Below are 15,484 nucleotides of genomic sequence, written 5' to 3'. Positions count from 1 at the left end.
CAGATACAACCGCTCCAGGTCGCTGCGCGCGTCAACATCGCGCCAGTCAAATAAGCTCGGTTCAATGGCCGCCATGGGGTCCTCCTGCAAAGGATCGTCTCGATAACGATATGATCCCTTGGCGGCCGCCTTTTTGCACGACCCCGCCGCTACGCTGGGGTGAATTTTCGCCCGCCGCCCCAGCCCACCCGCGCAACTGACTGATTGTTCGTTCCGGGCTGGGGTAAACGAAAGTTTTCCACCGCCGGGCGGCTTTTCAGTTCAGGGGGTTGCGGACACCGCTAGAGGCTCGCCACCACCAACGAGGACAACACGATAACTGGACGAGCGGCCGCGCACACCCGGCAGCAGCCGCGCAGCAAATCACTTCTTGCACTGACTCACTGGAACGCTCATAATGCCCGGTTTTCCGCGATTCCCCTCTGCCTGACCCCCTCCTCGGACGCTCTCCCCGGATGCACTCCAGGCACCACTTACTCTGCGAGGTCCCCCATGGACTCCCCCAAGACGACCGAGGACGCCGGCGACACGCCGGTTCAGGCCAATCCCGAACTGACATCCGATCAGACCCCGGTCGAGCCCGACCAGGATGGTGTGCCAGCCGCACCGTTCACCGAGCCGGACGACGACACGCCGCGCATCCAGGAACCAGAGACTCGGGAGCCAGGGGTCGACAAGCCGGAAATTCGCGAACCGGCCGCTGACGCGGCCCGTGTCGACGCCACGAACCAGGGCGCACGCGAGACGGCGACCGAGCCCACGGCAGCCGCACCCGAGCCCGCCGACCTGCCCCCGGCCGACGGCTTTGGCGACCTGGGTCTGGCCCCCGCGGTCGCCCGCGCAATCGCCGAACTGGGCTACGAGTCCACCACCGCGATTCAGCGTGAGTGCATCCCGCATCTGCTGGCCGGGCGCGATCTGCTTGGCCAGGCGCAGACCGGCACCGGCAAGACCGCGGCCTTCGCCCTGCCGCTGCTTTCCCGGCTCGACGCGAACTGTCCGCTGCCCCAGGTGCTGGTGCTGACGCCGACCCGCGAACTCGCGCTCCAGGTCGCCGAGGCCTTCCAGCGCTACGCGCACTATCTCAAAGACTTCCAGGTTCTACCGATCTACGGCGGCCAAAGTTACGGGTTGCAGGTGCGCCAACTCCAGCGCGTTCCTCAAGTCGTGGTCGGCACGCCGGGGCGGATCATGGATCACATGCGCCGCGCCACCCTGTCGCTCAGCGCACTCAAGACCCTGGTCCTCGACGAAGCCGACGAAATGCTCAACATGGGCTTCGCCGAGGACATCGACTGGATCTTTGAGCACACCCCGCCCGAACGACAGGTCGCCCTGTTCTCCGCGACCATGCCCCAGGAGATTCTGCGGGTCGCCCGTGATCACCTGAACGATCCGGTCGAAGTCCGGATTCACTCCGCCACCGCCACCGTCGACACCATCGACCAACAGCATTGCGTGGTCACCCGTTTCCACAAGGTGGACGTGCTGACCCGCATCCTGGAGCTCGAAACCTTCGATGCGATGCTGATCTTCGTCCGCACCAAGGGCGGCACCACCGAACTGGCGGACCGGCTACGCTCGCAGGGATTCGCCGCCGAGGCGCTGAACGGCGACATGAATCAGGAGATGCGCGAGCGCACGGTGGAGCGCATCAAGGGCGGCAAACTCGACATCCTGGTCGCCACCGACGTGGCCGCCCGCGGGCTCGACGTGGAACGGATCAGCCATGTGGTGAACTTCGATATCCCCACCGACCCCTCGGCCTATGTGCACCGCATCGGTCGTACCGGCCGGGCGGGACGCACCGGCAAGGCGATCCTGCTGGTCGAGCCGCGCGAGCGCGGCCTGCTGCGCTCCATCGAGCGGACCATCCGCCGCTCCATCCCGGAGATGAACCCGCCCTCGGCCGCCCAGCTCAGCGCCTCGCGCATCGATCGGTTCACCGCCCAACTGCGCGAAACCCTGACCGAGCAGGATCTCGACTTCTTCTACCGCCTGATCGCCCGGATCGAGAAGGAGCAGGAACTGAACCTGCTGGATATCGCCGCCGCCGCGAGCTACCTGATCCAGCGCGAGCGCCCGCTCGAAGTCAAAGAAACGCCGCGTGAGCCGCGGCGCGACAACTACCGGGAGGGCGGTTACGAGCGCCCGCGGCGCCAGGACGGCGGCCGCCCGTTCGAACGCCCCTACGAGAATCGGCCCAGGCGCGATCAGGATGACCGTGGCCCCCGCCCGGAGCGCGACGCCGCGGGCGGCGAACGCCGCTACGACAACCGCGCAGAGCGCCCCGCACCCGCCTACAACCGGGAGCGCACGCCGGGCCGCGACGATCGTCCGCCGCGGGCCGACCGCGGTGGTCAACCCAGCCAGGTGCCCTATCAGGGCGAACGCGCCCAGCGCCCGGACGAGCGGCCTTTCCCGCGCGACCGAGAGGGCCGCGGCGATCCGCCCCGCTTCGACCGGGGACCCAGCCCGGCCCGTGACGACCGTGGGTTCCGGCCCGAGCGCGACGCCCGGCCGCCGTTCCGGGATCAGGGTGCGGCCCCGTTCCGCGAGCGCGACGGCAATCGGGACAGCGGGCGGAGCGACCCCCGTGACGACGACCGCGGCAACCGCTTCCCGCAAGGCGAGCGTGACCGGCCCCAGGGCGACTATCGCGACGCGCCCCGCACGGATACCCGCCCCCCGCGCGACCGTGATGACCGGGGGCACCGTGATCGTCCGGACCTGATCCAGCACCGCATCGAGGTGGGACACCGCGACGGCGTCACCCCGCGCGAGATCGTCGGGGCCATCGCCAACGAGAGCGGACTGGAAGGCCGCTTCATCGGTCATATCGATATCCAGGACGACCATGCCATCGTCGACCTGCCGGCGGGCATGCCGCGGGAGATCTTCAGCCACCTGAAGCGGGTCTTCATCCGCGGCCGGGCACTGCAGATCTCCGTCCTGGACGGCCCCCACCGCCCGCCGCAACCGCGCCGCGATGATCAGGACGGCCGCCCCCCGCGGCCGCGGGATGACGGGCGGGCGCCGGCCCCCCGGCGCTTCGGCGGTGAGGACGGTCCGCCGCGCGGGCCGCGACCGGATCAGGGCTTTCCGCGCAAGCGTCGGGACTGATTCCCCGTCCCTCGGCTCAGCGCGGCCAGCCGGGCGCGCTGTTGGGCCTCAATCAAGATTCCGGCCACTTGGGCTCGCCGGGTGCGTAGTCAGGCCATCCTGGCCTGACATCGTCAGGGCTGGAAGCCCTGACTACGCACACTACTGGCCGGAATACGATCAAGGCCAGTGAACCATTCCTGATCCGCACCCTGGCCACTATGCAAGACCCTGATACCTCAAACGACACTCTGGCCGAATTTTTGGCACTGGAGGAGCGGATCGGCCGCACCCACCTGCGCCAGCGCCTGGGGCTGGAGGGCGACCACGAGGTCTTTTGCTTTGCCCGTGCGGGGGCGCATTTTTTCTATCCGGAGAACTGGTATTCGGTTCACGGCTTCATCCGCACCGCCTTGCGACTGGTCGGTCTCTATGAGCGCGCCCAACGCAATGCCCGGACCATCCGGCTCACGCACAACCGGCTGACCATCGCCGGACTGCCGCGCCCGTTCGAGGGGCTGCGGCTGCTGCACCTGAGCGATCTGCACACGGACCTGGACCCCCGCATTACCCAAGCAATCTGTGAGCGCCTGCGCGGACTGGACTATGACCTGTGCGTGCTCACCGGGGATTACCGCGCCCGTACCTATGGCCCCTTCCAACCGGCACTGGACGGCCTGGCACGGATCCGACGCAGTTTGCAGGCACCCATTTACGCGATTCTCGGCAACCATGACACGATCCGCCTGGTGCCGGGGCTGGAAGCCATGGGGATCAGAGTCCTGCTGAACGAATCCGTGCCGATCGACCGGGCCGGCGCCGTGCTTCACCTGGCCGGCATCGATGACGCCCATTACTACCAGGTCCACAATCTTCACCAGGCCGCCGCCGCCATCCCCCCCGACGGCGTCGCCCTGCTCCTCTCACATACTCCGGAAGTCTATCGCCAGGCCGCCCACGCCGGCTTCCAGGCCATGCTCTGCGGGCACACCCATGGCGGTCAGATCTGCCTGCCCGGCGGCTATGCGCTGACCTGGGACGCCCGCTGCCCGCGCCGCCTCGCCGCCGGGTCCTGGTCCTATGGGACCATGAGCGGCTACACCTCGGTCGGCGCCGGCAGTTCGGTAGTCAACGCCCGGCTCAATTGCCTGCCCGAGATCACCCTCCATGAGCTGCGGCCGTGAGGACGCGCGCCACGGCAATCGCTGAGTCGTCGGCGGATGCCGGATGATGGAGCATCTCGCCCAGATCCTGATGTTGCTGAGCGTGGCCGTCGCCGTGGTCCTCGCGTTTCAACAAGTCCATATTCCAACCAGCCTCGGTTACTTACTGGTCGGTGTCATTCTTGGGCCGCACACGGCGGGACCAACGGTCCATGTGCCGGAGTTCGAAGCGCTCGCCGAGTTCGGTGTCGTCTTCCTGTTGTTCACCATCGGTCTCAACTTCTCCTTACCCCAACTGCACGCACTCAGGCATCAGGTGCTTGGACTGGGAACCGCACAAGTCGGATTCACCACGGCCGTCGTCGGCATCATCGTCTGGCTGGCCGGACTCCCCGCCGCCGCCGCGTTCGTGATCGGGGCCGTGTTCGCGCAGTCATCAACGACCATCATCGGCAGCCAACTGGCCGAGCAAGGGGAAGACAACAGCCCGCACGGCCGGCTCGGACTCGCCCTCTCCGTGTTTCAGGACATCATGGCGGTTCCCTTCCTGGTGGTCATCCCCGTCCTGGGCGCGGCGGTCGGTGCCGGTGTCCTGGCCGGCGCACTCGGCTGGGCGATGATCAAAGCCGTGGCCGCGTTCGCACTCGTCTTCTTTGTCGGCCGGTGGTTGCTGCGCCCGTTGTTCCATCTGGTCGCCAAGCGGCGCTCCGCCGAGCTGTTTACGCTCGCGGTGCTGTTGGTGGCATTGCTGGCGGCCTGGACCACCAGCAGTCTTGGACTGTCGCTGGCATTCGGTGCCTTTCTCGCCGGCATGATGCTCGGCGAGACCGAGTTCCGTCATCGAACTGCACCTGGGCCAGATCGCACTGACCTCAGTGCTCTTCGCCATGATCGCGGGCGCCCTGCTGATTCGCTTCAACCAGGCTATTGCGACACGCTTGGCCGGCCTCGGCCAGGGCCCGACGCACGGGGTCACCGAGCCGTTACCGCAAGCGCCGACACCGCAGGTCTTGATCGGCGGCTATGGACGCGTCGGACACGCCATCGCGATCCTGCTGCAAAGCAGCGGCGTTCCATTCATGGCCTTTGATACCGACCCGAAGCGGGTGGCACAGGGCCGCAGCGCGGGTCATCAGGTCTTGTACGGCGACATCGCCGACCCCGAACTACTGGCGGCGGCCCACGCGGAACGGGCCTCGTTGATCGTCATCACCGTCGACCGTTCAGCGACCGCGTTACGCGCCGTCTCCGCACTGCGCGGTGCTTGCCCCCAGGTTCCGATCATCGCGCGGGCACGCGACCTCGAAGCAAGCGCTCAACTGCTTGACGCCGGCGCGACCCATGCCTATCCGGAAGCAATTGAAGCGAGCTTGCGCCTGGGGGCGACGGCCCTGCGGATGCTGCATGTTCCGGGTGACGATATCGATCTGATCCTCCAGGGCGTCCGTGACTGGGGATACCTGCCCGTCGTGGAAGAAAAACAGGAACCTGGCCCCTAGCAGCCTGTCGGACTTAGCCCCTAGCATAAGGGCATGAGTCAACAAAAAGGCTTTTTATTGCTCCACAATCTAACGTAAGGTGATTTCCGCGAGAAACCCAACCCGTAGGAGCCCGCTTGCGGGCGACGGGTGGGGGCACAATGACGCGATTCCGGCAGGTCACGTCGCCCGCAAGCGGGCTCCTACGGAGCTTGATTCTTGATAGCGTCTTATTCGGAAATCGCCTAAAGTCCGACAGGCTGCTAGCCCAGGCAGCGAAGCGGCCTTGCCGTCGCGCTGCGGCGCATCGCACAGCGGATCACGGGGGCACACTCAGCGCCGTCGCCGTCCGGCCAGCCGTTTGCCCACCGGGGTCAGCACCAGGTCCAAGACCACGAAGGCACCGATGGCCAGACCCAGATCGACCCAGTCGAGACCCATCGCCTCGGCAACCAGCAGGGCCGGCAGCAGCGTCTCGGGCAACTGATCAAATACCGGCACCGACGCACTGGAGACGAGCCCCAACCGGCGCTTGGTGAAACTCGCGAGCAAATCGCCGACCATGGCGGCAAGGGCGATGGTCAACCCCACCTCCCAGCCGCACCCCAGGATCCAGGCAGCGACCGGTGTCAGCACCAGGGCCGCGGCCAAGCCCCGCCAGGTCTTGGATCGCCCGAAGACCGGGCGGCCGTCCCGCCACACCCGCCCCCCGTCCACTGGTCCGGCGGCAGCGCCGAACAGCAGACCCAACACGACCGGAGCCCCGTTGGCCAGCAGCAAGAGCAGGAGCAAGGTGAGCGGCAGGCCGCAGTGGGACAGCATCTGAACACCCAACATTCAGCGGATCGACGATAGAACCTTCGTATTCGGATATCCGGACAGACACGCGTGTAGGGGCGGGTTTGCAACCCGCCCCTAGGTCCGGCTATCACGTTCGACGGCTATAGGAGGGGCCTGTCCGACCATCCGGACGTCGCTCAGTCGGGGACGAATAACTCCGCCTGGTAGCCGGCATCGACCACGGCGCGAATCAGGGGCTCCGCCGGCACCTGACCTTCGATCAGTGCCATGCCGGTTTCCAGTTTCACCGCGGCACCCTCGACACCGGGGACCGATGCCAGCGCCCGCGAGACGGCACGGGCGCAGTGTTGGCAGGTCATTCCGGTGACCTTGAGTTCGATTGACATCAGCGTTGCTCCAAGTGCAGGTAAGCCGCCGCCGGCCGGCGGCGGTCGAAAGCGATCAGCGGGCAGTCATGTAGCGCGCTGCCCCAAGCAGCGGCGTGTCCCCGCACAGGATGACCCGCACCGGCATGCGGCGCATCAGCGGTTCCATCCGGCCCTTGGCGAAAAAGCCTTCCAGAAACCGGCTGCTGCGCAGCGCCTCCAGATTCTTGGGGGCGATCCCCCCGCCCAGATAAACACCGCCTACGGCCAGATGTTTGAGGCCCATGTTGCCGGCCTCGCGTCCATAGAGTTGGAAGAACATCTCCATGGTTTCGACGCAGATCGGACAACGGCCTGCCGCGGCGGCGGTCGCAATGGCTGCCGCCTGATCCGCCGCGGCGAACTCGGCGGCCAGCCAGTCGGGGGTCAGCGTCCGGCGCCAGGTGAGTAGAAAAGCATAAAGGTTGGCGATCCCCATCCCGGAAACGACACGCTCCCAGCTCACTCGCCCGAAGCGCTCTTGAAGATAACGCAGCAGGGCGAACTCCCGTTCATCCACCGGGGCAAAATCGGTGTGACCGCCCTCGGTGGCGAAGGGGTGATGACCGGCACCGTCCCAGAACAGTCCGGCCTCGCCCAAACCGGTGCCGGCCGCGACCACACAGGCATGGCCGACACCGGCCGCACCAGGGTGCAGCTCCGCCAGGTCGTCCGGCCCCAGGGCGGGGACCCCCCAGGCCACGGCCTCCAGGTCATTGAGCAGACCGACACGCTGTAACCCCAGCGCCCCCTCCAAGCGGTCCGCGTCGACATCCCAGGGCAGATTCGTGGTCTTACTGCGCCGACCCTCCACGGGTCCGGCGATGGCGAAGGCACCGAACGGGCAGTCGGTCGCCGGGGTCTGCCCGGTGTCTTCCAGATAGCGGCCGACGATGGCCTCCAATGAGGCAAAGTCGCCGCTCGGATAGCGGCGCTGACCGCTCAGACTCACCACCGAGCCGTCGATCACGGCTACCCCGAGCCCGGTCTTGGTACCACCGATATCGCCGACCAATACGCGCATGACCCAGCCTCCGTCTGTCGAATCGAATCGGCCCCGCTGCCCGCGGGCGCGCGGAACCGACTATGAGGTCGGAATCATAACAAGACGGGGAGGGGCGGCGAAGCCGTAAGCAGTCCTCCCACGAAACATAGCGGTTGCGGGCCGGGCGACGACTGCCCGACCACGCCGGCAAGACTAATACCTGTGGCAGTGCCCCGTATTGATCCAAATCAACTACCCCGAATCTCAACGACGACCGGATTGATCCGTTTCGAAGCGAAACGGCGCGGCGAACAGTCCGCGCGGAGTGGTCAGCAGAACCTTTGCCTCCCAAAGCATCCGGGCCCGCACGCAGGTGGGCAGCATGCCCGCACCACGCCAGGATCCTGAGCCAACGGGTGCCAATGATGGCCGGTTGTAGCCCATGTTCATATCAACGCCTGCGAAGTCCACGGCAACCGTGCTGACCTCGAGACCCCGGACCACAACCCGCAGGACCAAAGGACGGATCACCGGGATGCCGCGTGGCTCCAGATCAAGAGTGACCTCGCCGCCGCCCGCGAAGCGCGCGATGCAGGGTCCGGCGCGCAGATCACAGTCGGGCTCGGCGACGGCCAGCACGCGCGGCGCGGGGACGAGCAGGGGTCCGAGTTTGACCGCGATCATACCCACCAGGGCGGCCGCCACGAACGCCGCCAGCACCCAGAGCGCGCGATGACGCATGTCAGGGTGGCCCGTCAGGCTCCTTCCGATTGCCAGGACTGGCGTTTGCGATAGATGGTGGACGGACTGACCTCCAGCAGCACCGCGGCGCGCGGGATATTCCCCTCGCAGAACGCGATGGCACGCTCGATCGCCTCCTTTTCGATGACATGCAGCGGCCTGATCTCCTGCGCGCCGGTCTCGATCACCCGCGCTGCCGGGGCCGCCGCCACCGGGGAAGCGGCGCGACCGGTGAACCGATTCAGCGGCGGCGGCAGCATCGCCAGGGTGACTTGTTCAGCGTCGTAAAGCACCACGACGTTGCGCAGCACGTTCTGCAACTGACGAATGTTGCCCGGCCAGTCGTACTCCAGGAAGACCGCTTCGACCTCCGGAGCGAACTCACGGAACGCCTTGTGCTCCTCCGCGGCGAATTTGCGCAGGAAGTTATTGGCCAACAGCAGAATGTCATCCACCCGATCGCGCAGGGCGGGCAGGTGGATCGGGATCACGTGCAGGCGATAGAACAGATCCTCGCGGAACCGCCCCTCGTCGACCTCCTTCTGAGGATCGCGATTCGTGGCACAGATGAAACGGACATCCACCTTGACCAATTGGGTCGCCCCGACCCGCGCAAAGGACCCGGTTTGCACGAAACGCAGGAGCTTGGTTTGCAAGTCCAGGTCCATCTCCCCGATCTCGTCGAGGAACAGGGTCCCGCCGTCCGCCATTTCGGCGGCGCCCTCCCGATCCCGCGTGGCCCCGGTGAAGGCCCCGCGGACATGGCCGAAAATCTCGCTCTCCATCAGATCGCGCGGGATGGCGCCGCAGTTCAGCGGGATAAAGGGCTTGTCCCGGCGGTTGCTTTGCCGGTGAATCGCCTCGGCACAAACCTCCTTGCCGGTCCCGCTCTCCCCGGTGATGAAGACCGTCGCCTTGCTCGGTGCGGCGCTGTCGATGATGCGATAGACCGCTTGCAGCGCCAGCGATGAACCGATGAATCCGTGGTAATGATCGCGTTGGAAGTCGTCGCGGATTTGCTCGACCAGCGTATTGAGGTTCTGCCGATCCACCGCGTTGCGCAGCGTGACCTTGACGCGTTTGGCGCTGAACGGCTTCTCGATGAAATCGAAAGCACCGTAGCGCATGGCGTCGATCGCCACATCCACCGAGGCATGACCGGTGATGATCACCACCGAGGTCGGAATCTGCCGATCATGGATGTACTTGAGGATGTCCATGCCGTCCATATCCGGGAGCTTCAGGTCCAGCAGCAGCGCCTCGGGCGGGTCGCGCTCGATCTCCGCCATGCCGCTCTTGCCGTCGCCGACGTGCTTGACCTGGTAGGGCTCCCCCCGCAGATAGCTGCGATAGACCTCCGCCAGGGCGGGGCTGTCCTCGATGATCAGAACTCTGGGCTTACTGGTGGACATGGATATCGCCTTACCCGGCGCATACGCCGCGGCCGGGTTGTCAGGGCCGTCACGGGCGGCCTTCAGTGGTCCCGGTGCGGGGAACTGTGACCTGTCCTTCCGACGGATCAAGGGGTGCAAGGATGATGATGGTCGCGTCGTCCCGCGGGGTCTCGCCGGCGACCGCGAAGAAGGTCTCCATCAACGCGTCGGCCTGCGCCGCGAGCGGGGCCGCCAGGCCGTCACAAGCCGCGGCAAGCAGATCCTGTTCCAGCACCTTGCGGCCAGGTCCGGACACGGCCCCTTCGAACAGGCCATCGGTGAACAACAGCAGCCGCTCACCCGCCTGCAACTTGAGCGAGAGAGTGTCGTAAACCGACTCCGACTGCAACCCCGGCAGCACGCCCCCGATGTCGAGCTGATGGGCACCATCGGCATCCAACAGCAGCGGCGCCGGATGACCGGCACAGGCGATCTCGACCCAGCCGGAGGGGGCCAGGTGCACCGCCACGCAGGTTAGCAGACTGTATTGATTAAGTTTATCCTCAAAGACGCGCTGGGAGATGGCCCGGCACAACTGGGCGGGTTCCCAGGCATCCGGCCGGGAGTGCAACAATCCGCCGACGTAGCCCGCATGGGCGTGCGCGAAAAACTTGGCGGCGACCCCGTGGCCCATCACATCGACCAACACGACACACGCATGATCGGCGCTCGACGTAAACGAGATGAAGTCCCCACCCCCGGCCTCGGCCGCCACCGAACGCACCGCCGCCTGCCAGCCCCCGAGTTCCTGGGGCAGCTTGGGCTTCAGGGCTTCGGTGATCGCTGCATCGATGCGATGACCGAGCCGCGCGCGCACACTGCGGCTGCGATACAGCGTGCGCTGAATCGCCGCGATCAGTTGGCGCTTGCGTATCGGCTTCAGCAGAAAATCATCGATCCCCAGCAGATCCGCCTGCTCCCGCACCATTTCGTCGCGGGTTTCGGTCATGAAGATGAAGGGGACCAACTCGGTGGCCGGATCGTCGGCCAGGCGGCGGCGCAGTTCCAGGCCATCCATTCCCGGCATATGGATGTCGGCGAGCACCAGATCGGGCGGCGCCCGCCGCAGTTGCTCTATGGCGACCAAGGGTTGAGAGAACGGCATGACCTGGTAAGCCTCGGAGAGATAGGCCGCCATCACCCGCAACTGCACCACGTCATCATCGATCACCGCGACGCTGACACTGCTCTCGCCCAGACTGAGGCGCCACCGGTTGAAATCACGCGCCGATGGACGAGGCTCGTAGAGCGCATCCGGAAACATGGCGGCGACCAGGGCAAGTCCTCTGCCGTGATCCCGCGCGACAATACTCTCTCCGTCGATATCGGCCGTGCTGAGTCGCTCCCGCCAATCCTGCAACGGCGCGCCGTTATCGATGATCTCCAGGCGCCACTGACCCCGCTCACGCGACAGCCGAACGCGAATCCAGTCCGGTACCGGTCGGCTGTGTTGCACCAGATTCGTCGCCAACTCGGAGACCGCCACCAGGATTTGGCCCTGTCGCGCCTCGGACAAACCGGTACAACCCAGGCCCATGGTCACTTTCCGCCGCAACTCACGCACCCCCTCCAACGTCGGAGGGACTTCAAAGGTCTGGAGATTACTGCGTATCATGGCGCCAGGAAGGGATAATCGGCACACAACCGAGCGCGGGTAGCAACGACCACAAGGCGCAGTTCCGGCAGCAGCGCGGCGAGACGTTCGCACGCCCCCGCGCGCCCCGCTTGCTCCAGTTCGTGCACTATTTGACGAAATGCCATCGCCCCGAAGGTCCCCGCACTCCCCTTGAGGGCATGGGCCTGATCGGCAGCACCTTGCGGATCATTGGCACTGACCCGCGCTTCGAGGAGGCCCACCCGGCGCTCACTCTCCAGTAAAAAGGTCAAGAGAATCTCGGGCAATTGCTCGCTCCCCACGTCTTCTTCCAATTGAATCAAAGTCCGCCGATTCACCAGCGGCGGCGTCACGCCAGGGCGCGCTGCCAGACCCCAGGCTGGGTCATCCGCCGCCTCGACCCAATGAGTCACCGCCTCCAGCAAGTCGAGCCGATCGGTCGCTGTGCTCAGAAAGCCGTCGATGCCGGCGGCGGAGCACCGGTCCTTGTCCTCCGCGCCGGCAGTCTCCGTCATGGTCAGAATCGGCACGTCGCCGCACGGGTGCGGCAGGCGCCGAATGCGGCGCGTCGCCTCGACGGCATCCAGCCCAGGCATCGCCAGCGCCATCAGGATCAGGTCGTAGCGGCACGCGGCGGCAGCCTCCACCGCGCTGCGGCCATCCGCGACCTCATCCACGGCATAACCGGCCTGCGCCAACACCTGGCTGGCCAGCATCCGTTTGGAACGGCTACCCTCGGCGAGCAGAATCCGATGGCGCTGGTCGGCAGTGCTCACAGGTGCGGCTCCGGATAGCCAACGAAGATTGGGCCTCGGCGCATCACCTCAGGTCTCCAGATTCAGCAGTTGCGACGCACGGATCCGCCCCCGCAAGCGTTGCGTGAACCCCGGCAAGAGACGATCGAAGCGCTGGGTCTCGCGCCGCAGTTCCTCCGCCAGCGAGGGGTTGTAACGATCGTTCAAGACAGTCCCGAGCGGCGTGACCCCCGCCGCTTTGAGGCGATCGAGAGCGGCGCGCACGGCAGAGGCCGGGGTCATGCCCGCGAGCACCACCAGGATCGACCCCGCGCATCCGTGACACACCCGCTCTGCCGGGATATTGCCCTTGTTACTGCCGTTCACTGGGGTGGTGTCAAAGAGGACAACATCATACTGGCTCAGCCAGACGTCGAGATACTCCGCGAAGTGATGTGAATCGCGAAGGAGCACCGCCTCGCCGCGATTCGCGGGGGCCGGCATCACGAAGAGTTTGTCACCCAGATCGACCCGCGGCAGGGCATCCGGACCGTGGGCACCATCCGGAATCGCCGGGATGAAACTCAGACCAAAGCGCTGGTGCAGAGCCGGCCGGTGGAGATTGAGATCGACCACCAGGGTCGATCGCCCCGAGTGACGGTTGCGCTTGGCCAGGGCGACGACCAGCGTGGTGACACCCTCGCCCTCGTCTGCCGCGGTGACGGCCAGCGAACGCACCCCCAACCCGATAGTCAAGGAGTAAACGCGTTCGAGTTCCGCATAGTGTTCAGGTAATTCGACTGCCATCTAATCACTCCCCAATCCCTCGATCAAGCTGAAGAGAGAAAGAATCCGGACCACATCGGTGATCCCCTGGCGGACCTCAAACGCCGTACTCTGGGTCTTATCCGGAACGTACACCGTATCCCCGGCCCGCACCACCGGCAACACCGCGAAATCCGGCTTGCGCATAAAACGTTCCATATCGAAGACGCGTGCCTGGTCCTTACAACACGAGAGATTCACGACGGTAATCCGGTCGGTCCAGGCATTCGCCGTCGTACCCCCGGCATGGGCGAGCAGATCCAGCAAGGTCAGCGAATCATTGAAGCTGTAACGACCAGGCTTGGCCACGGCACCCAGGACCCTGATCGTCTCCTCCTTGGTCTGCTCCCGCCAGTCCGGTTCACGGTCAGGAAAGAAAATGGTATCGCCCGTCCTGATCTTGGGCAGCAATGAATCGTCGCCGGTCTCGAAGTAGCGCGCCAGGTTGACCGTCGTGACCTCGACCCGCTTGCCGTTGCGGTGATTGACCCGGACATTGTACAGATCAGCACTTGGGCTTGGACCATCGGCCGCGGCAATCAGGTCGAGGAACCCCATGCTGTCATTGAAGGCATAGCGCCCCGGGGCATTGATCTTGCCGAACAGATAGACCGTGTCCGCGGCGGGCAGTCGCATCCATTGCGCCTTGTTGTCACTCGGGTCGTCCGGCATCGCCGGCAGCACGATGGTGGCCCCGGCCCTGATCTCGGGCAACTCACTGATATCACCGCCGCGCAACAGAAACCGCTCCAGATCGAAGGTTTCCACGCGGCTTTTGCCCGCCGCGTCGGTCTGCACCACCCGCAGATGCGCGGTATCCGCCTTCATCGTCGGTCCGCCGACGTGCGAGAGGAGATCCAACAGGTTCATCTCATCGGACCACTCGTAGCGGCCCGGCCGCACCACCTCGCCGATGATGCGCACGGCCCGCGTGGGCGACACCTTGATCCATGATTTCTCGTTCTGGTCGGTCTTCTCGGGCACGAAGATCGCGTCCCCCGACCCCATTTTCGGCGGCCGGGTCTTGCTCAAACCCTCGGTGAAGGCATGCAGATCGAACCGCTCGACGCTGCCGTCGGCCCGCAGGATGGTGATGTTGCGCGTCTCCGCATAGCGCGTCGGACCGCCCGCGTTGGCCAGGATGTCCATAAAGGTCGCATTATCGCTGTTTTCAAAGGCTCCGTTGCGTGCCACCTCGCCCATCACATAGACGGTATTGCGGCCGGCCTTGATCTCCTCCTGCTGGCGCGGCACGAAGACGGTCGCCCCGGGCTGGATCCCGAGCAGCAGCGCGGGATCGCCGCGATCGAGGTAGGTGGTCAGATTGAACTTCTTGGGTTCGCCCTCGGAAATCAGCCGGATCTGGTCGACCGCGGCGAATTGGGTGACACCCTGAGCGCGCATCAGGGCATCGACGATGGTCATGGCCGGCTTATAGGCGAACAGACCCGGACTGCGCACCTCGCCGAAGACTTTGATGCCGACATCCTCCTCCGCCGCGTCGCCGCTCGCCGCGAGCTTATCGCCGCCGAGTGCGCCCTCGACATTCCCCACGAAGGGCGAGGCCGGCACGAATAACTCATCCAACGACTCGAGTTTCGGTATCACCGTCGGGTCACCGGTATCGAGATAACGTTTGTAGTCGAACTTGATCGTCTCATCACCGCGCCGAATCTGCATGCGATCGAGTTGGGCCCCGACCCGGAGCCCCCCGGCCGCCTCCAAGGCACTCTGCACGCCGCCGTCGGCATCCAAGGTGACCATCCCCGGTTTCACCACATAGCCCAGCACCTTGACCAGCACCGTCGACGCCTCACGCGCGACACTCAGCCGCGACAGATCCCGCAACACTTGCGACAGCGCCAGACGGATACGGCGTTCCGATTCGGCGAGACTATAACCCGCCACCTTGAGGTAGCCCACCTCCGGCAGGCGAATGCGCCCTTGCCGATCAACCGGAAACTCGAGGTTGAGGGTGTCCTCCCCCGGCAGATCGATACGCAGCACATCGCCGACACGCAACACCGCGTCATCGTCGGCAGCGGCGCCCTCGGCAGTGTCCGGGGTGTCCGCGGGGTCCGCGGGGTCCGCCGCGGCTGGTTCCCCGACCACCGGATCCACGGCGACCGGCTGCAGATCGTCGAGCGCCGCCGCGGCACTGCCGACGATCAAAAGCCCAAGCAAGAGCCACCAGACCCCAAAG

At 65.7% G+C, this 15,484-nt stretch carries 13 protein-coding genes and 1 pseudogene; 5 read left to right on the top strand and 9 right to left on the bottom strand.

Annotation, left to right across the window (positions count from 1 at the left end; genetic code table 11):
- Nucleotides 1-786: 786 nt before the first annotated feature.
- From A39O_RS43655 to A39O_RS42830, 5 genes and pseudogenes are all read left to right on the top strand, one after another.
- Nucleotides 787-2,238 (top strand): annotated as a pseudogene (locus A39O_RS43655) (DEAD/DEAH box helicase); the annotation flags it as partial.
- 135 nt (nucleotides 2,239-2,373) lie between these two features.
- The gene (locus A39O_RS43650; protein ID WP_245561955.1) at nucleotides 2,374-3,123 is read left to right on the top strand and encodes a DbpA RNA binding domain-containing protein; all 750 of its coding nucleotides are present in this window, start codon (nucleotides 2,374-2,376) and stop codon (nucleotides 3,121-3,123) included.
- Nucleotides 3,124-3,323: 200 nt separating this feature from the next.
- On the top strand, nucleotides 3,324-4,286 hold the full coding sequence (locus A39O_RS0121480; RefSeq protein WP_020506730.1) for a metallophosphoesterase: 963 nt from the start codon (nucleotides 3,324-3,326) through the stop codon (nucleotides 4,284-4,286).
- Between the two features lie 46 nt (nucleotides 4,287-4,332).
- Entirely contained in the window at nucleotides 4,333-5,355 is a 1,023-nt protein-coding gene (locus tag A39O_RS34540; RefSeq protein ID WP_245561954.1) for a cation:proton antiporter, read from the top strand.
- Nucleotides 5,276-5,764 carry an NAD-binding protein gene (locus A39O_RS42830; protein ID WP_245561953.1) on the top strand — a complete coding sequence of 163 codons (489 nt, stop codon included), beginning with the start codon at nucleotides 5,276-5,278 and terminating at the stop codon, nucleotides 5,762-5,764. The genes A39O_RS34540 and A39O_RS42830 overlap by 80 nt, the downstream gene beginning before the upstream one ends.
- 312 nt (nucleotides 5,765-6,076) lie before the next feature.
- Here A39O_RS42830 and A39O_RS0121470 read toward each other — a convergent pair whose 3' ends face one another.
- The 9 genes from A39O_RS0121470 to A39O_RS0121430 form a co-directional block, all read right to left on the bottom strand.
- Complete coding sequence (locus tag A39O_RS0121470) at nucleotides 6,077-6,565, bottom strand: CDP-archaeol synthase (protein ID WP_020506729.1); 489 nt, start codon at nucleotides 6,563-6,565, stop codon at nucleotides 6,077-6,079.
- Between the two features lie 155 nt (nucleotides 6,566-6,720).
- On the bottom strand, nucleotides 6,721-6,930 hold the full coding sequence (locus A39O_RS0121465) for a CopZ family metallochaperone (RefSeq protein ID WP_020506728.1): 210 nt from the start codon (nucleotides 6,928-6,930) through the stop codon (nucleotides 6,721-6,723).
- A gap of 55 nt (nucleotides 6,931-6,985) precedes the next feature.
- The gene (glk, locus tag A39O_RS0121460; RefSeq protein WP_020506727.1) at nucleotides 6,986-7,972 is read right to left on the bottom strand and encodes a glucokinase; all 987 of its coding nucleotides are present in this window, start codon (nucleotides 7,970-7,972) and stop codon (nucleotides 6,986-6,988) included.
- 225 nt (nucleotides 7,973-8,197) lie between these two features.
- On the bottom strand, nucleotides 8,198-8,674 hold the full coding sequence (locus A39O_RS0121455; RefSeq protein ID WP_020506726.1) for a hypothetical protein: 477 nt from the start codon (nucleotides 8,672-8,674) through the stop codon (nucleotides 8,198-8,200).
- A 14-nt stretch (nucleotides 8,675-8,688) separates the two neighbouring features.
- Nucleotides 8,689-10,086, bottom strand: coding sequence for a sigma-54-dependent transcriptional regulator (locus A39O_RS0121450; RefSeq protein ID WP_020506725.1), 1,398 nt, complete (start codon nucleotides 10,084-10,086; stop codon nucleotides 8,689-8,691).
- A gap of 49 nt (nucleotides 10,087-10,135) precedes the next feature.
- A complete protein-coding gene (locus A39O_RS0121445) occupies nucleotides 10,136-11,722 on the bottom strand; it encodes a SpoIIE family protein phosphatase (RefSeq protein ID WP_020506724.1) in 1,587 nt (528 codons plus the stop codon).
- Nucleotides 11,719-12,498, bottom strand: a complete 780-nt coding sequence (locus A39O_RS34535; RefSeq protein ID WP_157640314.1) for a response regulator — start codon at nucleotides 12,496-12,498, stop codon at nucleotides 11,719-11,721. The genes A39O_RS0121445 and A39O_RS34535 overlap by 4 nt, the downstream gene beginning before the upstream one ends.
- Nucleotides 12,499-12,546: 48 nt before the next feature.
- On the bottom strand, nucleotides 12,547-13,263 hold the full coding sequence (locus A39O_RS0121435) for a CpsD/CapB family tyrosine-protein kinase (RefSeq protein WP_020506722.1): 717 nt from the start codon (nucleotides 13,261-13,263) through the stop codon (nucleotides 12,547-12,549).
- Complete coding sequence (locus A39O_RS0121430; RefSeq protein ID WP_211211667.1) at nucleotides 13,264-15,465, bottom strand: SLBB domain-containing protein; 2,202 nt, start codon at nucleotides 15,463-15,465, stop codon at nucleotides 13,264-13,266.
- Between the last annotated feature and the right edge of the window lie 19 nt (nucleotides 15,466-15,484).

Source organism: Lamprocystis purpurea DSM 4197, assembly GCF_000379525.1.
Lineage (GTDB): Bacteria > Pseudomonadota > Gammaproteobacteria > Chromatiales > Chromatiaceae > Thiodictyon > Thiodictyon purpureum.
This window is presented reverse-complemented; position numbering and strand designations above follow the sequence as displayed.